General features: G+C 50.5%; 25 protein-coding genes. 10 read left to right on the top strand and 15 right to left on the bottom strand.

Features of this window, described 5'->3' with window-relative positions; translation table 11 throughout:
• Positions 1-188: 188 nt before the first annotated feature.
• Genes rplI through rpsF form a run of 3 tightly spaced genes read right to left on the bottom strand, consistent with a single transcriptional unit; the run spans position 189 to position 1267 of the window.
• Complete coding sequence (gene rplI / locus EJ361_RS20515; protein ID WP_126247767.1) at positions 189-635, bottom strand: 50S ribosomal protein L9; 447 nt, start codon at positions 633-635, stop codon at positions 189-191.
• Positions 636-641: 6 nt separating this feature from the next.
• Positions 642-908: a 30S ribosomal protein S18 gene (rpsR, locus tag EJ361_RS20510; protein ID WP_074240327.1), complete on the bottom strand. Its 267-nt coding sequence runs from the start codon at positions 906-908 to the stop codon at positions 642-644.
• 5 nt (positions 909-913) lie between these two features.
• Complete coding sequence (gene rpsF, locus EJ361_RS20505; RefSeq protein WP_126247765.1) at positions 914-1267, bottom strand: 30S ribosomal protein S6; 354 nt, start codon at positions 1265-1267, stop codon at positions 914-916.
• Positions 1268-1522: 255 nt separating this feature from the next.
• On the opposite strand from rpsF, the gene htpG reads away from it, so the two are divergent.
• Both htpG and EJ361_RS20495 read left to right on the top strand, forming a co-directional pair.
• Positions 1523-3346, top strand: a complete 1824-nt coding sequence (htpG, locus tag EJ361_RS20500; protein ID WP_126247763.1) for a molecular chaperone HtpG — start codon at positions 1523-1525, stop codon at positions 3344-3346.
• Positions 3347-3639: 293 nt separating this feature from the next.
• Positions 3640-4386, top strand: coding sequence for a carboxylesterase family protein (locus tag EJ361_RS20495; RefSeq protein ID WP_164714346.1), 747 nt, complete (start codon positions 3640-3642; stop codon positions 4384-4386).
• Between the two features lie 196 nt (positions 4387-4582).
• On the opposite strand, the gene EJ361_RS20490 is transcribed toward EJ361_RS20495, so the two are convergent.
• The gene (locus EJ361_RS20490) at positions 4583-4822 is read right to left on the bottom strand and encodes a helix-turn-helix domain-containing protein (protein ID WP_126247759.1); all 240 of its coding nucleotides are present in this window, start codon (positions 4820-4822) and stop codon (positions 4583-4585) included.
• Between the two features lie 100 nt (positions 4823-4922).
• On the opposite strand from EJ361_RS20490, the gene EJ361_RS25680 reads away from it, so the two are divergent.
• The gene (locus EJ361_RS25680; protein WP_164714345.1) at positions 4923-5087 is read left to right on the top strand and encodes a hypothetical protein; all 165 of its coding nucleotides are present in this window, start codon (positions 4923-4925) and stop codon (positions 5085-5087) included.
• A 15-nt stretch (positions 5088-5102) separates the two neighbouring features.
• Positions 5103-5405, top strand: coding sequence for a hypothetical protein (locus tag EJ361_RS20485; RefSeq protein WP_126247757.1), 303 nt, complete (start codon positions 5103-5105; stop codon positions 5403-5405).
• Positions 5406-5472: 67 nt separating this feature from the next.
• On the opposite strand, the gene EJ361_RS20480 is transcribed toward EJ361_RS20485, so the two are convergent.
• On the bottom strand, positions 5473-5688 hold the full coding sequence (locus EJ361_RS20480) for a hypothetical protein (protein WP_126247755.1): 216 nt from the start codon (positions 5686-5688) through the stop codon (positions 5473-5475).
• Positions 5689-5693: 5 nt separating this feature from the next.
• On the bottom strand, positions 5694-5861 hold the full coding sequence (locus tag EJ361_RS25675) for a hypothetical protein (RefSeq protein ID WP_164714344.1): 168 nt from the start codon (positions 5859-5861) through the stop codon (positions 5694-5696).
• Between the two features lie 68 nt (positions 5862-5929).
• Between EJ361_RS25675 and EJ361_RS20475 the strand changes: the two genes are divergently transcribed.
• Positions 5930-6163, top strand: coding sequence for a YodC family protein (locus tag EJ361_RS20475; RefSeq protein ID WP_126247753.1), 234 nt, complete (start codon positions 5930-5932; stop codon positions 6161-6163).
• On the opposite strand, the gene EJ361_RS25670 is transcribed toward EJ361_RS20475, so the two are convergent.
• Positions 6153-6329: a hypothetical protein gene (locus EJ361_RS25670; RefSeq protein ID WP_164714343.1), complete on the bottom strand. Its 177-nt coding sequence runs from the start codon at positions 6327-6329 to the stop codon at positions 6153-6155. The two genes, EJ361_RS20475 and EJ361_RS25670, sit on opposite strands and share 11 nt — an antisense overlap.
• 100 nt (positions 6330-6429) lie before the next feature.
• Positions 6430-7368, bottom strand: a complete 939-nt coding sequence (locus EJ361_RS20470) for an IS1595 family transposase (protein ID WP_126247751.1) — start codon at positions 7366-7368, stop codon at positions 6430-6432.
• 147 nt (positions 7369-7515) lie between these two features.
• On the opposite strand from EJ361_RS20470, the gene EJ361_RS20465 reads away from it, so the two are divergent.
• Together EJ361_RS20465 and EJ361_RS20460 are read left to right on the top strand one after the other, a co-directional pair.
• Positions 7516-7755: a helix-turn-helix domain-containing protein gene (locus tag EJ361_RS20465; protein ID WP_126247749.1), complete on the top strand. Its 240-nt coding sequence runs from the start codon at positions 7516-7518 to the stop codon at positions 7753-7755.
• 331 nt (positions 7756-8086) lie between these two features.
• Entirely contained in the window at positions 8087-8707 is a 621-nt protein-coding gene (locus tag EJ361_RS20460; RefSeq protein WP_164714342.1) for a carboxylesterase family protein, read from the top strand.
• Between the two features lie 54 nt (positions 8708-8761).
• On the opposite strand, the gene recJ is transcribed toward EJ361_RS20460, so the two are convergent.
• Positions 8762-10468: a single-stranded-DNA-specific exonuclease RecJ gene (gene recJ / locus EJ361_RS20455; protein WP_126247745.1), complete on the bottom strand. Its 1707-nt coding sequence runs from the start codon at positions 10466-10468 to the stop codon at positions 8762-8764.
• 116 nt (positions 10469-10584) lie between these two features.
• Positions 10585-11550, bottom strand: a complete 966-nt coding sequence (locus EJ361_RS20450) for a polyprenyl synthetase family protein (RefSeq protein ID WP_205687064.1) — start codon at positions 11548-11550, stop codon at positions 10585-10587.
• Positions 11551-11786: 236 nt separating this feature from the next.
• Between EJ361_RS20450 and EJ361_RS20445 the strand changes: the two genes are divergently transcribed.
• The 3 genes from EJ361_RS20445 to EJ361_RS20435 all read left to right on the top strand — a co-directional run bounded on the left by EJ361_RS20445 (position 11787) and on the right by EJ361_RS20435 (position 17312).
• Entirely contained in the window at positions 11787-13337 is a 1551-nt protein-coding gene (locus tag EJ361_RS20445; protein ID WP_126247743.1) for an OmpA family protein, read from the top strand.
• A gap of 203 nt (positions 13338-13540) precedes the next feature.
• On the top strand, positions 13541-15508 hold the full coding sequence (locus EJ361_RS20440; protein ID WP_126247741.1) for a KUP/HAK/KT family potassium transporter: 1968 nt from the start codon (positions 13541-13543) through the stop codon (positions 15506-15508).
• A gap of 64 nt (positions 15509-15572) precedes the next feature.
• Positions 15573-17312, top strand: coding sequence for a DUF4091 domain-containing protein (locus EJ361_RS20435; protein WP_126247739.1), 1740 nt, complete (start codon positions 15573-15575; stop codon positions 17310-17312).
• Positions 17313-17410: 98 nt separating this feature from the next.
• On the opposite strand, the gene ftsZ is transcribed toward EJ361_RS20435, so the two are convergent.
• The 5 genes from ftsZ to murG all read right to left on the bottom strand — a co-directional run bounded on the left by ftsZ (position 17411) and on the right by murG (position 24200).
• Positions 17411-19141, bottom strand: a complete 1731-nt coding sequence (gene ftsZ, locus EJ361_RS20430) for a cell division protein FtsZ (protein WP_126247737.1) — start codon at positions 19139-19141, stop codon at positions 17411-17413.
• 107 nt (positions 19142-19248) lie between these two features.
• Positions 19249-20658, bottom strand: a complete 1410-nt coding sequence (ftsA, locus tag EJ361_RS20425) for a cell division protein FtsA (RefSeq protein WP_126247735.1) — start codon at positions 20656-20658, stop codon at positions 19249-19251.
• Positions 20659-20673: 15 nt separating this feature from the next.
• Entirely contained in the window at positions 20674-21726 is a 1053-nt protein-coding gene (locus EJ361_RS20420; protein WP_126247733.1) for a cell division protein FtsQ/DivIB, read from the bottom strand.
• Positions 21727-21742: 16 nt separating this feature from the next.
• Positions 21743-23101: a UDP-N-acetylmuramate--L-alanine ligase gene (gene murC, locus EJ361_RS20415; protein ID WP_126247731.1), complete on the bottom strand. Its 1359-nt coding sequence runs from the start codon at positions 23099-23101 to the stop codon at positions 21743-21745.
• A 4-nt stretch (positions 23102-23105) separates the two neighbouring features.
• On the bottom strand, positions 23106-24200 hold the full coding sequence (murG, locus tag EJ361_RS20410) for an undecaprenyldiphospho-muramoylpentapeptide beta-N-acetylglucosaminyltransferase (protein WP_126247729.1): 1095 nt from the start codon (positions 24198-24200) through the stop codon (positions 23106-23108).
• Between the last annotated feature and the right edge of the window lie 2 nt (positions 24201-24202).

Below are 24202 nucleotides of genomic sequence, written 5' to 3'. Positions count from 1 at the left end.
CAATTTCCATTACTACCTGCATTTTAAAGGACATCGTATAATCCTTCTGCGTACGGCGGACATCGCCCTGTGATTGATATCTCCTCATTGTGAGAAAATTTGTGTCAACCTATTTCAGGACGGGTCAAAGGCATAAAAAAAGCTGCACCCTGTTGGATGCAGCTTTTTTAATATGGTGATCGGGCTGATTATTCAGCAACCACTTCGAATTCCAGTTCGGCTTCGTTGCCTTTACCGAAATCGAGGCGGGCTTTGTACAGGCCCAGTTCTTTCACATCACCGAGGATATGGATACGACGACGGTCGATCTCATAACCTTTCTGTTCCTTGATCGCGCGGGCGATCTGAACGCCGGTAACAGAACCGAAGATTTTGCCGGAGGTGCCGGTTTTCGCGCCGATTTTAACGGGAGCGGCTTTCAGTACTTCTACCACCTTGGCGATTTCAGCGAGCATTTTCTCTTCCTTCACTTTCTGCACTTTCACGCGCTCGTTGAGTTGCTTCAGGTTAGACTCGCTGGCCTCTACGGCGAACTTTTGGGGGATCAGGAAGTTCCTGGCGTAACCGTTCTTCACGGCTACCAGTTCATTCTTCTGGCCCAGATTGTCTACGTCTTGTATTAAGATTACTTGCATTGTTTCTTACTTTAAAAGGTCAGTAACATAAGGCAACAGCGCCATCTGGCGGGCTTTCTTGATAGCCTCGGCTACCTTGCGCTGGAATTTCAGCGAGTTACCGCTGATACGGCGAGGCAGCATCTTGCCCTGATCGTTCAGGAACTTTTTCAGAAACTCGGCATCTTTGTAATCTACATACTTGATACCCAATTTCTTGAAGCGGCAGTATTTTTTCTGGCGCTTCTCTTGCTTAACCGCGGTTAAGTACTTGATTTCTTGTTTAACTGCCATAACTTTTAAGCTTCTGCGGTTTTAGGTTCAGCATCATAGTTACCTTTCTTCCGGGTGTTGTACGCTACCGCGTGCTTGTCCAGTTTGGTAAACATGTAACGCAATACATTTTCATCGCGGTTCAGCTGGATCTTCAGCTTCTCATTGAAGTCGGATGGCGCAGTGTACTCCAGTACCAGGTACATGCCCGTGGTCTTCTTCTGGATCGGGTACGCCAGTGATCTCAGGCCCCAGGGATTTTCGTGCACAATCGCACCGCCATTGTCTTTCACAAGGTCAGCGAATTTTTTCTGGGCAGCTTTGTAGTCTTCCTCAGAAAGCACAGGGGTAAAGATCACCATCAATTCGTAGTTTGACATAATTTTCCCTTGTTAGTGATTTAAAATTAAAATGGAGTGCAAAGATAAGGGGTTTATTTGGATTCTCACGCTTATCTGGCGCGAATTTCCACGTTTTTTCCCACCCAATCCCAACCGGATCGCAGTTTTCCGCCAAATAACCCGCAACTGGCTGAAAATCAATGCGGGAATTTTTGTTTGACGGTCAACTTGGCAGTCGCCCCGCCATGGCACACCCTTTGACAAGGTTTCCCCGTCTAAAAAACTGAAAAACATATGCAGAAAGGTGCAATCCGTGTACAAACAGAGAACATTTTCCCCATTATCAAGAAATTCCTCTATTCCGATCATGACATTTTCCTGCGAGAACTGGTCAGCAACGCAGTAGACGCCTCCCAGAAACTCAAAACCCTGGCCAGCGTAGGCGAATTCAAAGGCGAGATCGGCGAGGCCGACGTCACCGTTTCCCTCGATAAGGAAAAGAAAACCATCACCATCTCCGACCGTGGCATCGGCATGACCGCCGAAGAAGTCGACAAATACATCAACCAGGTCGCCTTCTCCGGTGCGGAAGAATTCGTGAAGAAATATAAAGGACAGGGAGACGGCGCCAATATCATCGGCCACTTCGGCCTCGGGTTCTACTCCTCCTTCATGGTATCTTCCCAGGTGGAAATCTTTACCAAATCCTGGAAACCCGATTCCCAGGCCGTTCGCTGGGAATGCGACGGCAGCCCGGAATACCAACTCGAAAACACCGAAAAAGAATCCCGCGGCACCGATATCGTATTGCATATCAATGAAGAAAGCGAAGAATTCCTCGACGAGCACCGCATCCGCACCATCCTCGAAAAATTCTGCCGCTTCCTCCCCGTGCCCATCAAATTCCAGGGAGAACAAATCAATAATACATCCCCCGCCTGGGTCAAAAAACCGTCGGATCTCACCGCAGAGGACTACCAGGCTTTCTACAAGGAGCTGTATCCCTTCGCGGAACCGCCCCTGTTCTGGATCCACCTCAATGTAGACTATCCCTTCAACCTCACCGGGATCCTCTACTTCCCCAAAATCACGAAAACGTACGAAATACAGAAAGACAAGATCAGCCTGTATTCCAACCAGGTTTTCGTGACAGACGAGGTGAAGAACATCGTACCCGAGTTCCTCATGCTGCTCCATGGCGTGATCGACTCGCCCGACATCCCCCTGAACGTTAGCCGCAGCTACCTCCAGGGCGATCCCAACGTGAAGAAAATCAACGCACATATCACCAAGAAAGTGGCCGATAAACTGGACGAAATGTTCCGGACCGACCGTAAATCTTTCGAGGAAAAATGGGAACACATCGCCCTGTTCGTGAAATACGGGATGATGACCGAAGACAAGTTCCTCGATAAAGCCGGTAAATTCCACCTCCTCGAAGACGTGGACGGCGGCACTTTCTACACACTGGAAGAATACCGCACCGCGGCTTCCGCCGTGCAGACCAACAAGGAAAACAAGCTCGTGGTCCTCTACGCCACCAATCCCACGCAGCAAGACAGCTACATCGCCGCGGCAAAAGCGAAAGGATATAAAGTGGTGAAAATGGAAACGATGGTAGACGCCGGTTTCATCAACCAAATGGAGCACAAATGGGAAAACGTCCTGTTCACCCGTGTAGACGCCGATATCGCCGATAACCTCATCAACCCCGACGCCGCCACGCAAAGCGTGCTCAGCGAAGCGCAGGAAGGAACGTTGAAAGACATATTTACCGGCCAGGTGGCACTGCCCGGCGTGAAAGTGGAACTGAAAGGCCTCGGCGCGCAGGATCAGCCCGTGATCGTTACCCGCGGCGAGCTGATGCGCAGGATGAAAGACATGGCCGCCATGGGCGGATCGGCCGCCAGCTGGTATGCCGGCATGCCCGACGAAATCACCATGACCGTCAACGCCAATCATCCTATTTACCAGCGCATCCTGGGAGAAGGGGACAGCGGGCTGCAACAGAAGCAGGTTCGCAACCTCGCCGACCTGGCGCTGCTGTCGCAGGGCCTGCTGACGGGCGCCGATCTTACCGCGTTCGTGAACCGCAGCGTGGAACTGATGGAGAAATAATCACAATCCGGCCATACAAGGAAAAAGCAAAGCGCTCCGGTGCTTTGCTTTTTTTATTGGGTAGATGCAGCGTCATGGACACATGATCGGGAATGATGCAGAAACTTTTGCATATTAACATCGTTTCTAAGTTATGAGTAAGTATCATGTATTGGCTGAAATTTGCTACCATGGCAGGTTTTATGGTATGGAAGTTGAGTTACGGATAGCACGAGAACCATAATTTAACCATATCAGACATGACTAACTTGCGTAAGATCCGAACGTGTTGTACGTTGGCCTTAATGGCATTGATGATGAGCTGCAGCCGCGAAAGCGAAGTGCCTGCGCCTGCCAAACCAGTTGATGATAAAGGCACGGAAACACCGCCCCCTGCCACCGGGACCTCCAATCTGACTACCGGGGTTACCGCACAGAAAGTGAAAAGCCCCAAGCAGGTGACCGACTTCCTCCGCCAGTTGCCTGCCACTTACAACGACAATCCGAGTAAGAAATGGCCGGTCATTATTTTCCTCCACGGCGTGGGCGAGCGCGGCAACGACATTAACCAGGTAAAACGGGCTGGGCTGGCGGCCCGGGCCGCCCAGGACCCCAACTTTCCCTTTATCGTGATTTCTCCGCAGTGTAAGGCCTCCAGCTGGTGGGACGTGCCCAGCCTTGAAGTGCTGTACGACCAGGTGGTGAAGGAATATAACGTAGACCCTTCCAGGATTTACCTGACAGGCCTCAGCATGGGCGGGTACGGCACCTGGAGTTGGGCCCTGGGCAAACCGGACCGTTTTGCCGCCTTCGTACCGATCTGCGGGGAAGGCACCCCTTCAAAGGCTTGTGTGCTGAAAGATAAGCCGGTGTGGGTTTTTCACAATGCCGACGACCCTACCGTTCCCGTAAAGGGCTCGCGGGATATGGTGAATGCCATCCGGAGTTGCGGCGGTACTTTGGTGAAATACACGGAGAACGCTGCCGGCGGGCATAATGCGTGGACGAAAGCGTATAACGATCCGGCATTGTATACCTGGTTAAACCAGCAAAAGAAATAACGGCAAATAACCGAAATTGACCCCGCGGGCCCCCGGGCCGCGGGTTTTTTTATGCTTTTCCCGGTTACGGTAAACGTATAAAATGCGGGATGAAACTGGAATTTAACCTGTTGAATGTTATATAATAAAATGAATTAAAATTGGTAACTATATACATGTTAAACCCATGTTCTAAATATTAAATATTATCAGAATGTTAAAATGGGTTATCTGGTAGGAAATCCTTGGGTGAGCATTCAAATATCTTCGCAAGTTCATTTATGTGGTTGAGGTTGTATTTAGCCCTGTATTTAGGGTTTTCCACGTCTCCGATAAAACCTACTGACATATCCAGCATATAGGCTAATTCCTTTTGGGAGTAGCCCTTTTCGATTCTTTTTTCCTTCACTTTGTCGATTACATATTGTTCGATAGCCGTATGAAGTTTTTCAGTCATGTATGGGTTTATTTAGACCCACAAAGAATCATTGTCTGAAAAAATATTTCACACGTACAGGTATGTGTAATATATTTGTGAACATTAAACCTCAAATGTTATGGCACAAACTCACAAGTACAAAGTGATGGTAATCGTAAAAGACAATCATGGTGCATCTCGCACCATTTACCCCATTATTGAAGCGGGTACTGATCTGGAAGCTAAAAGGATTGCACAAGCACAGTATCCAGATGCGAGTGTTAGAACCGTAACTAAAGCTTAACTCAATCTAGCGATTATGAAGAAAGGGTTATTACAAGTGTCATTATTCCTTCTACTGCTCCAATTAATTTCTTGTGGGAATGAGTTTACAGGGTCAACATTTGCTAGTACATCTGGAAGTCTTTATGTTAAATTCCTAGATGGGAATACTTTAGAATGGAAGCGCAGATATAAATACCGTGCTGAAGAATATTCTTATGTTGTAGAAGGGGATAAAATAAGGGTTACTCGTAAATCTTTTGGTCAAGTGCATTACATTCGAATTATTGACCCCAAGACCTTAGAAATTGACAACGGTACTCAATATTATCTGAAGTAGCATTAGCTATTTGTTTTTGAATGAACTAAGCCGTTATTAATTTAACGGCTTTTTCTATTTTCTCAATCTACCTAATTCCTCTAGTTCGCTTAAAGTTTTCGAAATGTTCTATGTCATTGATTGTGGTTAATGGTTCATCATCACCAATTCGATAAAAAGTAATCGAAAACCCATCATTAACCAGCGTTTCAAGGAATTTAAGATGGTCATTTTTATGTTTGTTATACAATAAATTCTCTATTGTATCAATAAGAAAAGAAACTTCTCTTTCAGGATTAGGCATATCGCTTATTTTTTCTTTTCCTTTTTCGCTTTATCTTCGTTAATTGCCTTTTCAACATCTTTTTTAGGAGTGTTGGCTATCTTGCCCATAGCTTCTTCAAACAAGGAAAAACTATCCTTATTCTCGTTATTATTAGTTCTTGAAGGTTTAGTATGTTTTGACTTATTAGGCATTCAATATTTGTTTGGTACTGTTGCTTTTTTTTTGTTAAATTGATAATCAGTAAATTTAAATCATTATTATGGAACAAAAAGATGAACGCATCCCCAATTTTAAAATAGGCGATCAAGTGCGCCTAAAATCTGGTGGTCCAAGAATGACAATCGAGGATATAACCAAAAAATTTCCTAAAGACCCCTTCACAGGTAAATATAACTGTATTTGGTTTCTTAATGATGAATTAAAAGTACATTCATTTGAAGAAGAAACTATTGAGTTGTATGTTAATAAATTAGAAGAATTTTTTAAATCTTAATTTGTAAGTTATTCTGCAATTCCTCTACTAAAATGGCAATGTGATTTGGAACGAGTTCAAATTTAACTTTGCCATTTTCATTTTCATGCCAATACCCTTTCTCTATAATTTTTACGGCCAGGGCGATCAAATATAGCTTCACTTCATGCCATTTTTCTATGCTCATTAAACTAATTTTAATACTACTACTTAATACATTTTTAAATAGTGATAACATTTAAATCAGTTAAACCAAATATTTCAAAGAACTTGAAAGTGAAAGTTAATTACATTTTACCGATCAATTCCTTATAAGTTAACCTGCAATTCACTCCTTCTAAACTATTCTCAAACCTTACTCCATTAGGTAATAGACGTGAATTATATCTATAAGAAAATTCATCACAATATCTTTGTAAATGTTTCCTGCTCATGTAATGATATACCCCGATAACACCGCGCTTGAATATGCCCCAAAATCCTTCTATACTATTTGTATGAAATGCACCCCTCACAAATTCTTTCTGCTGGTGATCTAATACAACATGAAGGTATTTTTTATCCAAACCATTATATCCATGCCATTCATCTGATACAATTATTGAACCTTCTTCAACGTGTTCTTTTACGGATGGCTGAATAGATGCCGAAGCTGTATCTGGCATAACAACTAATCTTAAATCCCCGCCAGTATGAAGCATTCCCAATACAGGCGTTTTATCCTTAAAACTCCGTCCTTGCGAATTTGGAACCTTCTTGTGAGCATGACGGTTTTTATTCTTTCCTCCTACAAATGTTTCATCACACTGAATTACTCCATCCAGCTTTTTATCAAATGATTTTACTTTCAAGGCATATCTTATCCTTTGTGCCATGAACCATGCAGTTTTTTGTGTAACCCCTAAGCTACTTGCCAATTGTATTGAACTAATACCTTTTTTGTGAGTAGTGATTAAGAATATAGCCATGAACCATTTCTGAAGATGAATAGGACTATTTTCAAATATAGTTCCTTTAATGGCCGAAAATTGTTTCCGACAATCACCACATTTATAACGTTTATACTTACCCTTTAGAGTGTAAATATTATTGCAACCACAAAACACGCAGTATACACTTCCATTCCACCTCTTTGACGCTAAATAGTCCAAACAAATACTCTTATCCCGAAATGTTTCTGCTATATCTAGTAAATTATTACAGTGCATAACTTCGATTAAATCCATTAATTGTTCTGATTATTCCCCTTTAAATATTTAGGATAATCGTTTCTTCAAGTCTAAGTGCCAATTGTTTAGCAAATATACGAAAATTTTCCATATTGACGCAATATAATACGTCAATTAGCCGTACTTTTGAACGAAATTTCAAGTATGAATAATCCGGAGGATAAGAAAATACTAGGCTTGATTGCTGCCAAATTCAAAACGATAAGGACAGAACAGGGATTAAGTCAAAGAAAATTAGCCTTGATTGCTAAGATGGAATATAATCAGGTGCAAAAACTCGAAAAAGGAGAATCTAACCTGCAAATAACCACTATTGTTAGGCTCATGGAGGCTTTAAATGCCACTCCCAATGATATTTTGCCCTACGGAAATGAGTTATCTTAACCTCCCCATATTTAAACTATGGGTTTAACAAGTATATAGTTACCTTAAAATTAATTGTACTGTTGATCCAGGTCCGCCACCATGGCGCGTTTATGGCATGGAAGTGTTATTTTCCCTGTAGCGCAGGTGATGTATTTTCGCAGTAACCTTACTTATGAATTGAAATATGAATGTAAGATTGTTTATGATGTTAGCCTGGGCCACATGTGTAATGAGTTGTGGCCGAGACCCTGAAGTTACACCAGGACCCACACCAGGAGGCGGAGGAACCGAGACCCCCAATCCGGGAACGCCCGCAGGTCCGTTAACCACCGGGCTGACCGCGCAAAAAGTGAAAAGTCCGAAACAGGTCACTGATTTTCTCCGCTATTTACCCGCAAAGTATAATGAGGACCCAAACAAAAAGTGGCCCGTCATTTTCTCGCTTCACAGCGTGGGGGAGCGGGGAGACGATATCAATATCGTGAAGCGCTCGGCATTGGTGGTGAAAGCGGTAAAAGACACGGAGTTCCCTTACATCCTTATCGCGCCGCAATGCAAAGTGACCAGCTGGTGGGACATTCCCAGCCTCGAAGTGCTGTATGCACAGGTCATGAAAGATTATAAAGTCGACCCTTCCCGCGTATACCTCACGGGTATGAGTATGGGCGGATATGGCGTGTGGAGCTGGATCCAGGCTAAACCCGACCGTTTCGCCGCCGCAGTGCCCATTTGTGGGGAAGGTTCGCCGGATAAGGGTTGTGTATTGAAAGACAAGCCATTATGGGTTTTTCACAATGCAGACGATCCTACCGTTCCCGTAAAAGGCTCCCGCGATATGGTGAACGCCATCGAAACATGTGGCGGCAAACTGGTGAAATATTCGGAAAACGCTACGGGCGGGCATGATTCCTGGACGAGGGCTTACGCTGATCCCGCACTGTTCACCTGGATGAATCAATACACGAAATAATAGCGGCCGTACCGTCGCAGGCAAGACCCCGTGGCCATGGGCTACGGGGTTTTCTTATGCTCCGGAAGGCCGGATGTCGATGGCTTTGAGTTGAAGGGTAGTATTGCCGTTCCATTCGTTTTCCTCCACGGTAAAAACCAGGTCGAACGGCTTTTTGCCGGAAATGATCTCGAATTTATCGGCCATGAAGAAGCCGATGCCGGAAAACGGGGTGCCGCCGCGCTGGCGGACAGACAGTTTAAGGTGCTCGTCTTTCACGATGCGCGAAAACCCGGTGTCGGTAAGGTTTCTGGCGATGAAGACGGGCCGGAGGTTTTCGGGGCCGAGGGGCTCGAATTGCCGGAGGATGTTGTAGAAAGCGGGAGTGAGGTCAGACAGCCACACTTCGGTGTCGATGACGATCTCGGGAATGAGCAGGTCGGGGCTGATGGTGGCAGACACCACCGCTTCGAAGCGCTCCTGGAAAGCTGTCACATTCTCCGGTTTGAGGGTCATGCCCGCCGCGTAGAAGTGGCCACCGTAGTTTTCGAGGAGGTCTTTGCACTGGTGGATGGCTTCGTATACGTTGAAACCGGAAACGGACCGTGCGGAACCCGCCACCTTGTCGTTGCTCTGGGTGAGGATGATGGTGGGCCGGTAGAAATATTTATCGATGAGCCGGGACGCCACGATGCCCACAACCCCTTTATGCCAGTGGGGCTGGAACAGCACGGTGGATTTCCGGGCGATCATAGCTGCGTCGTTCTGGATAATGCTGACCGCTTCCTGGGTAATGCTCATATCGATCCCCTTTCGTTCCTGGTTGTCTCCATGCAGCATTTCCGCAATGGCGAACGCCTTGTCTTCGTCGGTTTCCATGAAAAGGTTCACGGCTTTCCGGGCATCGTCCATCCTTCCGGCGGCGTTGACGCGCGGCGCGATGACGAATACGAGGTTGGAGGTGGTGAGTTTTTCTTTCAGGTTGCTCAGCCGCAGCAGCGCCTTGATCCCCGGCGATGGGGCTTCGTTGACCTGTTTGAGGCCATGGAAGGCCAGCACGCGGTTTTCGCCGGTCATGGGAACGATATCGGCGGCGATGCTGGTAGACACGAGGTCGAGATATTGATACACCCCGCTCATGGGGAAGCCTTTCTTCTGCGCCAGGGCGCTGATCAGCTTGAACCCGATCCCGCAGCCGGAAAGCTCCTTATAAGGATAGGGGCAATCTACCTGTTTGGGATTGAGGATGGCGACGGCGGGGGGAAGGATGGCGTCGGGAAGGTGGTGGTCGCAAATGATGAAATCGATGCCGAGGGACGCGGCGTGGCCGATGTACTCAACGGATTTGATGCCACAGTCCAGCGCGATGATGAGCCCGAAGTCGTTATCCCGCGCATATTCAATGCCTTGCATGGAGATGCCGTACCCTTCGCGGTAGCGGTGGGGGATATAGAACTCGATATTGTCGTACAGTTGTTGCAGGAATCCATACACCGTAGCCACGGCGGTAGTGCCGTCTACGTCGTAATCGCCGTACACGAGGATTTTCTCGCGGCGGAAGAACGCTTCTTCCAGCCGGGAAACGGCTTTGTCCATATCCTTCATGAGCCATGGATCGTGAAGATCGTCTAGCGAGGGCCTGAAGAAATGGCGTGCATCTTCAAATTTAGTGATCCCCCTTTGTACCAGCAAGCGGCATAGTATGGGATGGATTTTCAAAGCTGCCTGGAGCTGCTGCTCCTGAGATGGTTGATATTTCTTTACTGTCCAGCGTTTCTGCATGCAATTGTATTATAGGGAAGCATCCCGGCGGATCTGGCTGAATCCGGTTGTAATATAATGATGATTGCCGTATTTCTGCCAAATGCGGGAAATTCTCCGAAAAAAGGAGGAGGGGACTAGAATTTCCGATCGGTGGTGAACCGGACGAGGGATTCGAGGCCTTTGCGGACGTCGTTGTCCGGGAAGGTGTGCAGGATGGCGAGGGCTTCGTCGCGGTACTGGAACATTTTTTCGCGGGTGTAATCGATGCCGCCGGATTCGTTGACCATGGCGATGACTTCGGCGACGCGGTCCTTATCTTTATTATGGTTTTTCACAATATTGATAATTTTCCGCCGGTTTTCGGGAGAAGCGTGCTGGAGGGTGTAGATGAGGGGGAGGGTCATTTTCTTTTCCCGGATATCGATGCCGGTGGGTTTGCCGATGTTGGCGGTGCCGTAATCGAAGAGATCGTCCTTGATTTGAAATGCGACGCCGACTTTTTCGCCGAATAGGCGCATTTGTTCGGTCACCTGGTCGTCTGCCGTGGTGCTCCATGCGCCGGCGGCGCAGGCGGAGGCGAGGAGGGAGGCGGTTTTGCGGCGGATGATCTCGAAGTATATATCTTCCTTGATGTCGAGTTTGCGGGTTTTTTCGATCTGGAGGAGCTCTCCTTCCGACATTTCCTTCACGGCCTGCGAGAGGATTTCGAGGCTGCGGAATTCCTTGTTGGTGACGGAGAGGAGGAGGCCTTTGGAGAGGAGGTAATCGCCGACGAGCACGGCTATCTTGTTCTTCCACAATGCGTTGATGGAGAAGAAGCCGCGGCGTTCGAGGGAATCGTCGACCACGTCGTCATGGACGAGTGTGGCGGTATGCAGGAGTTCTACCAGCGCGGCGGCGCGGTAGGTGTTTTCATTGATGGTGTCGGCGAACAGCCGTGCGGAGAGGAGCACGAACATGGGCCGGATCTGTTTGCCCTTACGTTTTACGATATAGTGCATGATCCGGTCCAGCAGGGGAACATGGCTTTTTACGGCGTCTGCAAACTTTCCTTCGAAATCGTGTAATTCCTTCCCAATCAGTTGTTTAATTTCCTCCATGCTATTAATAAAAAGGTACGCTAAGCTAGGCCTAAAATCGGACATTTTGCAAATTTGGCCCCGAATTTGTAAGCATTAGCTGGATGTTCCTTAATTTAGCGTTTAATTTTGAAGCACTTATCAATGCAAATAAAATCGCAAGAAAAATTTGTATATTCATTTAGGATTTTTACCTTTGCTTGGTAAAAAACGCGTTAATTGTAAAATCTTTAACAGTTTTTAAATAAAAAACAATTATGGCAAGCAAAAAGTACTTACTACTGGCAGGTGCAATGTCCGCTCTGGCTGCATCTCCTGGTTTTGCGCAGGTTAAGCCCTCATATGATGCCCTGGACTCCTCGAAAGTTTCGGCTAAGAATATGGCGCAATTCAACAGCTTCAGAAACAACCAGTCTGATTACCCCGCAAAACCCCGTAGCATGTGGGAACTGGGTTTCCACGGTGGCTACCACTTTATTCAAGGTGATGTTTCCGCTCTTCCCGGTTTCGGTGGCGGTATCTCGCTGAGAAAAGCACTCGGTCACACGTTCTCTCTGAGAGCTGAATATACCGGATCTTTCGACTACGGTCTGGATTATCAGCTGAAGCCGACCATCAATGCTGTTGGAGCTAACCCCTGGGGTGCAACAGCGGCTGCGAACGGTGGTAAAATCGTTCCCAACTACAAAACAGCGACTCACCAGCTCTCCCTGGACTTCATCGCTTCCCTGAGCAACATCCTGTTCTACAAGGCGCAGCCTAAAGTGAACTGGTATGTACTGGGTGGTTATGGCCTGATGCTGGCTGACGTAGACGTAGACGCACTGAACGAACAAGGTGCTGCTTACAACTACGCTACCATCGACTTCGCACGTAAGAAGAAAGACATCCGTAAGGACCTGAAGGACTTCTACGACCGTAAATATGAGCAAAACGCTCCTGCACAGGGTAACCGCGTACAGATCGGCCGTAAAGACGACAACCAACTGCTGCGTCACGCGCTGAACGTAGGTACAGGTATCGCTTTCAAAGTGTCTAAACGTTTCAACATCGGTATTGAAGAGAAACTGACGCTGCCGTTCGATGATTATCTGGACGGTTACACCGCAGGTCAATACGATCAGAGCAAAGACTTCTTCTCTTACACCTCTGTTCGCCTGAACTTCAACCTCGGTAACTCCAGCAAACGCGTAGAACCCCTCTGGTGGGTTAACCCGCTGGATTTCGCCTACAACGAGCTCAACACTCCCCGCCGTATGAAACTGCCGGCTCCCGTACTGCCTGATGCTGATGGCGACGGTGTAACCGACCAGTTCGACCGCGAACCCAACACTCCCGCTGGTGCTCCTGTTGACGTTCACGGTGTAGCTAAAGATACCGACGGTGACGGCGTTCCTGACTACAAAGACAAACAACTCATCACTCCGACTTACTGCCAGCCTGTTGACGCAGACGGTGTAGGCAAATGCCCGGATCCTGAGTGCTGCAAAAACCGCGTTGAAGTAACCTGCGCAACCCTGGTATTCCCCAGCGTTTCCTTCAAAGGTTCTACTACCAAGGTTTCTTCTGAAAACGAAGCTATCCTGAGCAGCGTGGCTAACACCCTCCGTTCCAACCCCTCCTGCAACATCCTGGTTACCGGCCACGCTGGTGCTAAAGGTAAAAAAGGTGGTGTTGATCTGAGCAGCCGTCGCGTAGACGCAGTGATCGACTACCTGGCTGACAAGCAAGGCATCGACCGCGGCCGTTTCATCAAACAAAACACTCCTGGCGACGCTGGTACCGTGGATCTGAATCCCGCCAACTAATACCTCGCCTGGGTAAAATAACGAAAGGGGCTGCCTCACCAGGCAGCCCCTTTTTTTTATGGCCCATCTCCGTTAAATTTTTTTACTTCCGTGAACCCCCGGGCCCCAATCACCGTTTTATTTACATCGCGTTTTTTACTTCTTGCGAATCCTGATTATTTATCACTAAATTTGACCAGCCTAAACTTTATATCGTTTTTAGCGTGGTAAAAAACTTCAATAAAGCTACCCTTGCCGGCATCATTGTGGCACTGGGTATCATCTACGGCGACATCGGTACTTCTCCGCTCTACGTATTCAAAGCCATTGTGGGAACCAACGAAATCAGCGACCTGCTGGTCATAGGTGGTATTTCCTGCATCATCTGGACCCTCACCCTGCAAACAACCGTAAAATACGTTATCCTCACCCTCAAGGCGGATAACAAGGGGGAAGGCGGCATTTTCTCATTATATGCCCTCGTCAGGCGGCACGGTAAATGGACCGTCATATTCGGCATGATAGGAGGCGCGGCGCTCCTGGCAGACGGGATCATCACGCCGCCCATCACCGTTACCTCCGCCGTAGAAGGCTTGCGAACACTGCCCGTGTTCAAGGACCTCGATACCATGACCATCGTGAAGATCGTGTTGCTGATCATCTCCGGCATGTTCTTCATGCAGCAGTTCGGCACCATGTCTATCGGCAAACTGTTCGGCCCCATCATGGTCATATGGTTCGGCATGCTCGCCATTCTCGGCATCATGCATATCGCAGACGATCTTTCCGTGCTCAAGGCATTCAATCCCTACTACGGCGTTAAATTGCTTACCCTTTACCCACACGGCTTCTTGCTGCTGGGGGCAGTATTCCTGTGTACCACGGGGGCCGAGGCCCTCTATTCGGACCTGGGGCACGTGGGGCGCGGCAACATCCGCGTATCCTGGATCTGGGTGAAGATTTCCCTCATCCTCAACTACCTGGGCCAGGGAGCCTGGCTCCTCACCCAAACCGGTCAGAAACTCAACGGCGAAAACCCGTTCTTCCTCATCATGCCGGAAAGTTTCGTGATCTTCGGCGTACTCATCGCCACCATCGCCTCCATTATCGCATCGCAAGCCCTCATATCAGGCTCTTTCACCCTGATCTCGGAAGCCATGCGCCTCAACCTCTGGCCCAAACTCAAAATCAACTATCCGACCGAACAACGCGGTCAGTTATATATTCCCGGCATCAACCTCATGCTGTTCGTCGGCTGTAGCGGCATCGTGCTGATCTTCAAGGAATCATCGGCCATGGAAGCGGCTTACGGCCTGTCGATTACCCTTTGTATGTTGATGACGTCGTGCCTCTTCGCGTTTTACCTGTATACACGCAGGGTAAAACTCTGGTGGATAGGGCTGTATCTCGCCGTTTACCTCACCATCGAATTCTCGTTCCTCCTCGCCAACCTCCAGAAATTCACCCATGGCGGTTACGTGACGGTGATCGTGGGCGGTGCGCTGTTCGTCGTCATGTACGCCTGGTACCGCTCTCGCAAGATCAAGAACCGGTATGTGGAATTCGTAAAGCTGGAAGATTACCTGCCCATCCTGCAGGAGCTCAGCAACGATTCTTCCATCCCCAAATACGCCACGCACCTCGTATACATGAGCAGTGCTGACAACCCCAAAGAGATCGAGCATAAGATCATCTATTCCGTCCTCAATAAAAAACCCAAACGCGCCGATATTTACTGGTTCGTGCATGTAGACGTGGTAGATGAGCCTTACATGAGCGAATACACCGTGCAGACCATCATCCCCAACGAAGTGATCCGCGTCGAATTCCGGCTCGGGTTCAGGGTGGAACAACGGATCAACCTCATGTTCAGAATGGTGGTGGAAGATATGGTACGCAACAAGGAAGTAAATATCACCAGCCGGTACGAATCGCTCAGCAAAAACAATGTGGTAGGGGATTTCCAGTTTATCGTCATGGAAAAATTCCTTTCCCACGATAACGACCTGCCGCTGCATGAACGGATCATCATGCGGATTTACTTTATGCTGAAGAAAATCGGGCTGTCGGAAGAGCGTGGTTTCGGGCTGGATTCCAGCTATGTGACCATCGAGAAATTCCCGCTGGTGGTGGCCCCGGTTACCAATCTGCAACTCAAAAGGGTGGCCGACCGGCAAAGATTCGATGACTGACGGTTTGCAGGGATGGGAAGCGAGCAGTATATTGTGAGCTTCACCTTTACGCAATTCGTCATTTATGATAAGACAACTACTCGCCACGGGCATGTTCGTGGCATCTTCCTTTACCGCGATCGGACAGGCCGGTATTAATTCCGACTATTCGGAGCTGAAAGACTGGCGCAAGGTAGACCCCGCGGCCTGGAGCGCCATCCGGCCCGGAACGCACGTTCAGTTCGGCAGCGCAGACTTCCGGTACGACAAACTTTATGCCCCGGAAGCCGGCAGCCTGGCCACTTCCTGGAGTGCCCACGCCTGGAAGAACGAGAAAATCCACACCCAGTTCGTTATTTACACCACGCAGGCCCAGCCCGGCGTTACGGTTTCCAAATCCGCGCTTTCTGACGGGAAAGGCAATACCATCCCCGCCAGCGCCGTTTCCACCGGCTTTCTGCGGTATGTGATGACCGATGAGCTGAACAGCGAAGGCGGCGGCTGTGGTTACCGCAAACCCGAAGAATTCGATTCCTCCCTCGTGGCAGACGCCATCGATTATCAATCGTCCATCAACATCGCCGCCAATTCCACCCAACCGGTGTGGCTCAGCATCAAAGTGCCGGCGGGAACGGCTGCGGGTGTCTATAAAGGCACGGTGACCGTGAAAAACAACAAGGGCGTGTCGATCAAAACCCTCCGGTACGACGTAACCGTGAATGCCCGTACGCTCCCCGACGCCAAAGACTGGCAATACCACCTCGACCTTTGGCAGAGCCCATACGCGATCTCCCGCTACCACAACGTAAAACCCTTCAGCAAGGAGCATTTCGACGCCATGCGGCCCTATATGACCCAATTGGCGGGCATCGGGCAGAAAGTGATCACCGCCAGCATCATTTACGACCCATGGAACAGCCAGACCGAAGATATTTACGGCGATATGGTAAAATGGACCCGGAAGCGCGACGGCTCCTGGACCTACGATTATACCGAATTCGACAAATGGGTGGAATTCATGATGGAATGCGGCGTCACTAAGCAGATCGCATGCTACAGCATGATCCCCTGGAACCTGAAGTTCTACTATTACGAAGAAGCCACTGGCAAAATGACCCACATCGTGGCCAAGCCTGGCTCTGCAGAATACGACGCCCACTGGCGCCCCATGCTCACCGATTTCGCGAAACACCTGAAACAGAAAGGCTGGTTCGATATCACCTGCATCGCGATGGATGAGCGCCCCATGGAGGCCATGCAGGCCGCTATCAAGCTGATCCGCAGTGTGGATAAGGATTTCAAAGTGTCGCTGGCGGGTAATTACCACAAAGAACTGGTGAACGATATCTACGATTATTGTATCGCCATCGGACAGGATTTCACGCCGGAAGAGCGCGCCATGCGTTTCGGTAAGAACTGGCCGACCACTTATTATACCTGCTGTACGGAAGGTTTCCCGAATACCTTTACCTTCTCGCCCCCCGCAGAATCCGCGTGGCTGGGGTATTACGCTGCAGGCAAGGATTATAAGGGCTATCTCCGCTGGGCGTACAATTGCTGGGTGAAAGATCCGCTCCGCGATTCCCGCTACCGCACCTGGGCTGCCGGCGATACTTACCTCGTTTACCCCGGCGGCCGTTCCTCGATCCGTTTCGAGCGGCTGGCGGAAGGCATCCAGGCGTATGAGAAGATCCAGATCCTGAAGAAAGAAGGGAAGGGGCCGCAGCTGGAAAAAGTGCTGAAAACTTTCGAATGGAACCGCCTGAAGCAGAAGAAGGCGGAAGATATGGTGAAAGCCGCAGCTGCCGTGATAAACAGTTTGTAAGCGATCAATATGAAGCATAAAAAAATCCTCCGAGGAATCGGAGGATTTTTTTTTAACACAACTAAAAAACAATCAAACTAATATCATCTTAAAATTCATCAATCGGGCTTTTTCCCGTCGAGAAAGGTATTGATCGTGTTGATCTCCGCCTGGTTTTCGCCGTTCTGGCCAACCGTGTAGCTGGAGTAGAAATGCTCGGCGGAACCGGCGCCGTTGTCGAGATCGATGTTCCGGCGGAGATACGCGGGAATGTTCTCGATTTCGGTGTTGTTATCCATATTTTTCACGTTGAAGCTGATGCTGCGCAGTTTGGCTACGCGTTCCAGCTGCTTCTTCCGTTGTTCTTCGGCCTGATCGTCGTGCAGCGCCTGGGGCTGCGGGGGAGGAAGGGGTGCGTTGTTGGCATCTTCCCGGTACACCATTTTCATTTCCTCCTGCTGCTGCACGTTATTGTTGCTCACCGGTTCCACGTAAATATTGGAAGGGCGGTTGAGATAGCCTCCGGAACCTGCGCTTGTAGCAGGCTTCGGCTGAACGGGCTGGGGCTGGGGCTGCGGCGGCGCGGCTTGTGCCTGCGGCGTGGAGGGTTCTACAGGCTCGATGTTGAGCGTGTAGGTCTCACGTTCCGGTTGCTGCGGAGCGGGGGGCATGAAGGAAGCTGCGCTGGCCGGGTGAGTAACGGTGGGTTCCACGAGGCGGGGCGCCATGATGTCGATGATCTCGGGCTCGTCGTCGGAGAAGAGCATGCCCTGGTTGTGCATTTTCTTTTCTTCGTTTTCGCCGCCGAGGGTCATGACGATCTTGGGTTCTTCCTGTTGTTCGGTCGTAACGGCCGGCTGTTGCGATTTGGCCTGGCGGATGGGGTTCTGCTCAAAGCCGGTGGCAATGATGGTAACGCCCAGGTTGCGCTGGAGGCTTTGATCGTAGCCGACACCGAGGATCACGTCACAATCTTCACCTGCCATGCTTTGTACATAGGCCTGGATGATGTCCATTTCATCGAGCGTGTGCTCGAATTCGCCTTCGGAAGAGGAGATATTGATCAGGATCCATTTGGCGCCCTTGATATCGTTGTCGTTCAGCAGCGGGGAAGTCAGTGCGTCTTCGATCGCGGCCTGTGCACGGTTTTCGCCTTCAGCGACGGCCGATCCGAGGATGGCTACGCCGCCATTGCGCATAACGGTGCAAACATCGGCGAAGTCGACGTTGATCTGGCCGGTGGAGTTGATAACGTCCGTGATACATTTTGCCGCGGTGGCGAGCACGTTATCCGCTTTTTCGAAGGCTGCCTTGAATTTGAGGTCGCCGAATTTCTGACGAAGCTTATCGTTGGAAATGATCAGCAGGGTATCCACATAATCCTTGAGGCGGTTGATGCCTTCTTCGGCCTGGATCATTCTCTTTTTACCTTCGTAAGAGAAGGGGGTGGTAACGATGCCCACGGTGAGGATGCCCAGTTCCTTGCATATTTTGGCGATGATGGGTGCGCCGCCGGTGCCGGTGCCGCCTCCCATACCGGCGGTGATGAACGCCATTTTGGTGTTCACCTCCAGTATTTTTTTAATTTCTTCGAATGATTCTTCCGTAGCCTGTTCGCCGATCCGGGGATTGGCGCCGGCTCCGAGTCCCTGCGTCAAATGCGGGCCCAGCTGTACCTTGTTGGGTACGGGGCTGTTTGCAATCGCCTGTGCGTCGGTATTGCAAATGATGAAATTCACACCCTCGATGTTCTGGCTGAACATGTGGTTCACCGCATTGCTTCCTCCGCCACCAATGCCTATCACCTTGATGATGGAAGATTTTTCCTTTGGAAGATCAAAATGTATCATGACTCTAGCTCTTTATATGGGTTAGTATTAGTGGTGTACCGTATCCTACGTTACTTTGATCGTTTTTATATGAACGTAAATGAATTGCAACAATCAAGCCGAAACCTTTACAGTTTGGCGTCTTCTTCTTCCGTGAACATGTCGATGATTTTTGTTTTCATCCTGTCCAGGAAACCTTTGAGGGAGGCATTGCGCTCGCGCGACTTGCGGTCTTGCCGTGCGTCTGCCGTTTCTTCCTCTGCTTCTTCTTCCATCCACTCCTCTCCGGTTTCGGCCTGGCGGGCCACTCTTTCCTTCGCGAAGTAGCTGGTGTTGATTTTCACGTAATTCTCCTCCAGCGCGCGGCGATCGTTCTCATAGTCGTTATAGCCTTTGAGAATGAGCCCTACGCAGGTGGCGTACATGGGTTTGGTCAGCTCGTCGGTATGCCCGCTGGCGAGGTGCTCGTTGGGGTAACCGATGCGGGCGCTCACGCCGGTAGTGTATTCCGTCAGCTGGATCAGGTGTTTCAGCTGGGAACCGCCGCCGGTCAGGATGATGCCGCCGTTGAGCATCTTGTTGTCCATGCCGATCTGTTTCAGATGGTACACCACGAAATCGAGGATCTCGCTCATGCGCGCCTGGATGATATGGGCCAGGTTTTTCACGGAGATCTCTTTCGGGCTTTGACCGCGCAATCCGGGGATAGTGATGTAGGCGTTGTTCTTGGCTTCGTCCGCAAGGGCGTAACCGAACTGTACCTTCATCTGCTCCGCCTGGGTTTTGAGCACGCCGAGGCCGTTCTTGATGTCGTTGGTGATATTTTCACCGCCGTACGGGATCACAGCGGTATGTTTCAGGACGCCTTCATAGAAAACGGCCAGGTCGGTGGTACCACCACCAATGTCTACGATCGCAACGCCGGCTTCGAAATCCATATCGCACATAACGGCCGCGGCGGATGCCAGGGGCTGGAGCACCAGGTCCTTGATACGGAGTCCGGATTTCTCCACGCTGCGGTTGATGTTGCGAATGGCGTTCTTGTCGCCGGTAATGATGTGGAAATTCGCACCCACTTTCACACCGCTCATCCCGATGGGATAGGTGATGTTCTGCAAGGCGTCCACGATGTACTGCTGCGGGATCACGTCAATGATCTGGTCGCTGGCAGGGATGACCGTTTTATACTGATCGTTGATCAGTTGGTCAATGTCTTTCTGGGAGATTTCAGCGTCGGTGTCGTTCCGGACGATGTCTCCGCGGGTCTGCAAACTTTTGATATGATGGCCTGCGATACCCACATATACCTCGTTGATCTCAAGGTTGGGGTTAGACGCATAGCAGTTCTCCAATGCCTGTCTGATGGCTTTGATGGTCTGATCGATATTCAGCACCATACCGTGCTGTACACCGAAAGATGGGGCTTTCCCGAATCCGAGGATTTCCAATTTCCCGTATTCATTCTTCCTTCCTGCGATGGCTGCTATCTTCGTGGTTCCAATGTCGAGACCTACAATGATGGGAGCTTCCTGATTCATGGTTCTTTATTGTTTTTAGTTGCGATTACGTTGATTAGGTTTCTGATATACCGCCCTCGGCTGCCTTTCGGCGCTTGCGGGTTTCTGCGTTTGTTTTTGGGGTTTGGCTGCCGGCTTCTCCTGTTTCCTTTCCACTTTTTTCTCCGGTTTCTTTTCCGCGGGTTTGGGCGCTGCCGCCGCCGTTACCGGGGCCACGGGCGCTACAACCGTCGCGTCGTCGTCTGTAACCGCGATGTCTGCGGCCGACGAATCCTTATACATCGGCGGAGGCGGCGCGCTCTTTCCATCCCTTCTCGTTCCGATCACCTGGTCTTTGAACGCTACGTTCAGCCTCGTGTATGTGTTCCAGCCAGCTTTGCTCAGTCCTTCCCTGTAAAAGACAAGCAGCCGGTCGAATTTGTTGGCTACATCGGTGCCGTCTCCGAAATAAACCACATGGTCGCCGAGTTTCGGGATGAACTCGAACCTGCGGTCTTCGGTGATCACCACCTGTTCCACCTGCGCGTTCCAGAACGTGTCTGCCGCAATGAAGGCCGCCATGTCGCGCATTTGCGCGTAGAGCAGGCTGTCTTCCTTCCGCAGCTTTTGCGCGTCTGCCGGGAAGTTGGTGAACACGGGCACCCGGGCGGAGAACCTGTCTGAAACCGGGATGCGCTCGCCGTCGCTATCGAGGTAGAAGCTGTTGCCGGAAAACGTGAAAACCCGGGCGAGGGGGTCCCGCTGTTCCACATCCACCTGCAGCAGATCGTTGTTGTCGATAAACAGCTGGGCCGACCGTATCCAGGGATCCCTTTCCACGATCTTCTCCAGTTGCGCGAGGTTAATTTCGCTGATGGGTTTGTTCGTGGGATTGAGGGATTTGTCTCCCGTGATGATCGCCTTCACATCCTTCACGTCCACGAACGCATTCCGGTCGTCGCCCTTGAGCGTAACGCGGATGCCCTTGCATTTCGTATCGTTCTTGTCATTCACCGCAGCCGCCAGCAATACGGCAAACCCCGTGAGCGCGCCTGTCCAGAGGAGGACGGTCGCTACGCGTTTCAAAGCCGTTTTGGTTTTAGGTTGCATGATGAATGAATTCCTTTTATTGATTGTTAATAATTTCCGTCAAAGGTTCCCGCAGCAGGTCGATGTCTCCGGCTCCGGCGGTGATCAGCAGTTCGGCGGGATGTGCTCTTATCCAGTCCGGCACTGCGTTGCTGTCCATAATATGTACATCCGGCCCCTGGATCCTGTCTGCGATCATCTGCGTGGTAACGCCGTCGATCGGCAGTTCGCGCGCGGGATAGATGGGCAACAGGATCACTTCGTCGGCCAGCGACAGCGTTTCCCCGAATCCGTCCGCGAAATCGCGCGTACGGGAAAAGAGGTGCGGCTGGAAGATCACGGTGCATTTTTTACCCCTGAACAGCGTTTTGGCGCTCGTGATGAGGGCCCGCAGTTCTTCGGGATGATGCGCGTAATCGTCGATATACACATGCCGGTCGTGCTTCACCAGGTATTCGAACCGCCGGCGGATGCCTTTGAAGGAGGCTACCGCACCGCGGATTTTTTCGTTTGAAATCCCGAGGATATGCGCCACCGCGATAGCCGCCACGGCGTTTTCCACATTGTGCATGCCGCCGATGCGCAACTGCACGTTGTCGATCATCCAATCCTGCTGCACCACGTCGAATTCATACCCGCCATCGTCCAGCCGGATGTTGGTGGCGTAGATATCGGCCGCGTCGTTTTGCAGGCTGTACGACAATTTGTTGCCGCCTTTCAGCTCCGATGCGCGGTGCAAACCGTGTTTCGCCAGCAGCGTTCCGTTCGGTTTGATGTTGGCGGAATACTGGATGAAGGCTTTCTCCACTTCTTCGGCGGTGCCGTAGATGTCGAGATGGTCGGGGTCCATGGCGGTGAGCACGGCGATGTCCGGGCTCAGTTTCAGGAAGGAGCGGTCGTATTCGTCTGCTTCGATAACGGCCACGGGCCTTTCGCTCGACCAGAAATTCTTGCCATAGTTGGCGCTGACGCCGCCGAGGAAGGCGTTGCAGCCGTACCCGGAATCGCGGAGCAGGTGGGCGATCATGGTGGAAACGGTCGTTTTGCCATGGGTGCCTGCCACGGTGATGGCGAACAGCGAGCGGGTGATTTCCTGGAGCACGTCGCTGCGCTTTACCACTTCGTACCCGTTTTCGCGGTAGAAAACGAGCGCTGACATGGTAGCGGGGATGGCCGGTGTATATACCACCAGCTGCGCTTCGCGGTCGAGCAGCGAAACGTCGTCGGTATAATGAATGCGGATGCCTTCCGCTTCGAGTTGTTGCGTGAGTTGGGTGGAAGTGCGGTCATATCCGCTCACGGCTACTCCTTTTTCGTTGAAGTAGCGGGCGATGGCCGACATGCCGATGCCTCCGATGCCTACAAAATAGATCCTATGTAAGTTGTTCAAATCCATCCTGTTATTTTATCAGCCCGAGTATTGCGCGGGCGATGGTCATATCTGCGTTTTTGTTGCCCAGGGGGGCGATGTTCGTTTCGAGTTGCTGCATGAGCGCCTTGTTCTGTACGAGGCTCAGGGCTTCGTTGGCCAGTTTGGCGCCGGCATCGGCGTTGGGGATGAGCAGTGCGGCGTTTTTATGCACGAGGCTCTCCGCGTTTTTGGTTTGGTGATCTTCCGCCGCAAACGGGTAGGGTACGAAGATCACGGGTTTCTGCGCTACGCAGAGCTCCGCGATGGCGAGGGCGCCTGCGCGGGAGATGACGGCGTCGGCCGCTTTGTACGCAAAATCCATGACATTGATGAAGTCGAAGACTTTCACGTGGGTGGAAAACGGCGCGGCGGCGGATTTGGCGGTTTCATAATACCCTTTCCCGGTTTGCCAGATGAGCTGAATGTCTTTATTCACGAAATCCGCGAGGCGGGGCAGGAGGGCGTCGTTGATGGACTTGGCTCCCAGGCTTCCGCCTACTGCAAATACCGTGGGCTTGCCCATCATGAGGCCGAAGTGGCGCATGGCTTCGTCTTTGGTGACGGCGCTTTGCGTGATGGACCCGCGCACGGGGTTGCCGGTATATAATATTTTATCGGCGGGGAAGAAGGCTTCCATTCCTTCGTAGCCTACGCAAATGACGTTGGCTTTCCTGCCGAGGATTTTATTGCTTTTGCCCGCATAGGAATTCTGTTCCTGGATGAGGGTGGGGATGCCCATTTTCTGCGCTTTCCGCAGGATGGGGAACGACGCGTACCCGCCTACGCCAACCACGGCATGGGGTTGGAACCGCTGGAGGATGTTGCGCGCCTGGCGAAGGGATTTGAGCAGTTTGAACGGCAGCAGGATATTCTTGAAAATATTGCTGCGGTTGAAACCGGCGATCTCCAGTCCTTCGATGGGATACCCGGCCTGGGGTACCTTTTCCATTTCCATTTTGCCTTTGGCGCCCACAAACAGGATCTCCGCATCCGCTTCGATCTTGCGGATGGCGTTGGCGATGGCGATCGCGGGGAAAATGTGCCCCCCGGTTCCGCCGCCTGCTATGATGATCTTGTGTGCCAAAT

Source organism: Chitinophaga rhizosphaerae, from assembly GCF_003958645.1.
Classification (GTDB): Bacteria; Bacteroidota; Bacteroidia; order Chitinophagales; family Chitinophagaceae; genus Chitinophaga; species Chitinophaga rhizosphaerae.
Note: the sequence above shows the minus strand (reverse complement) of the source record. Positions and strands in the feature narration are given on the sequence as shown.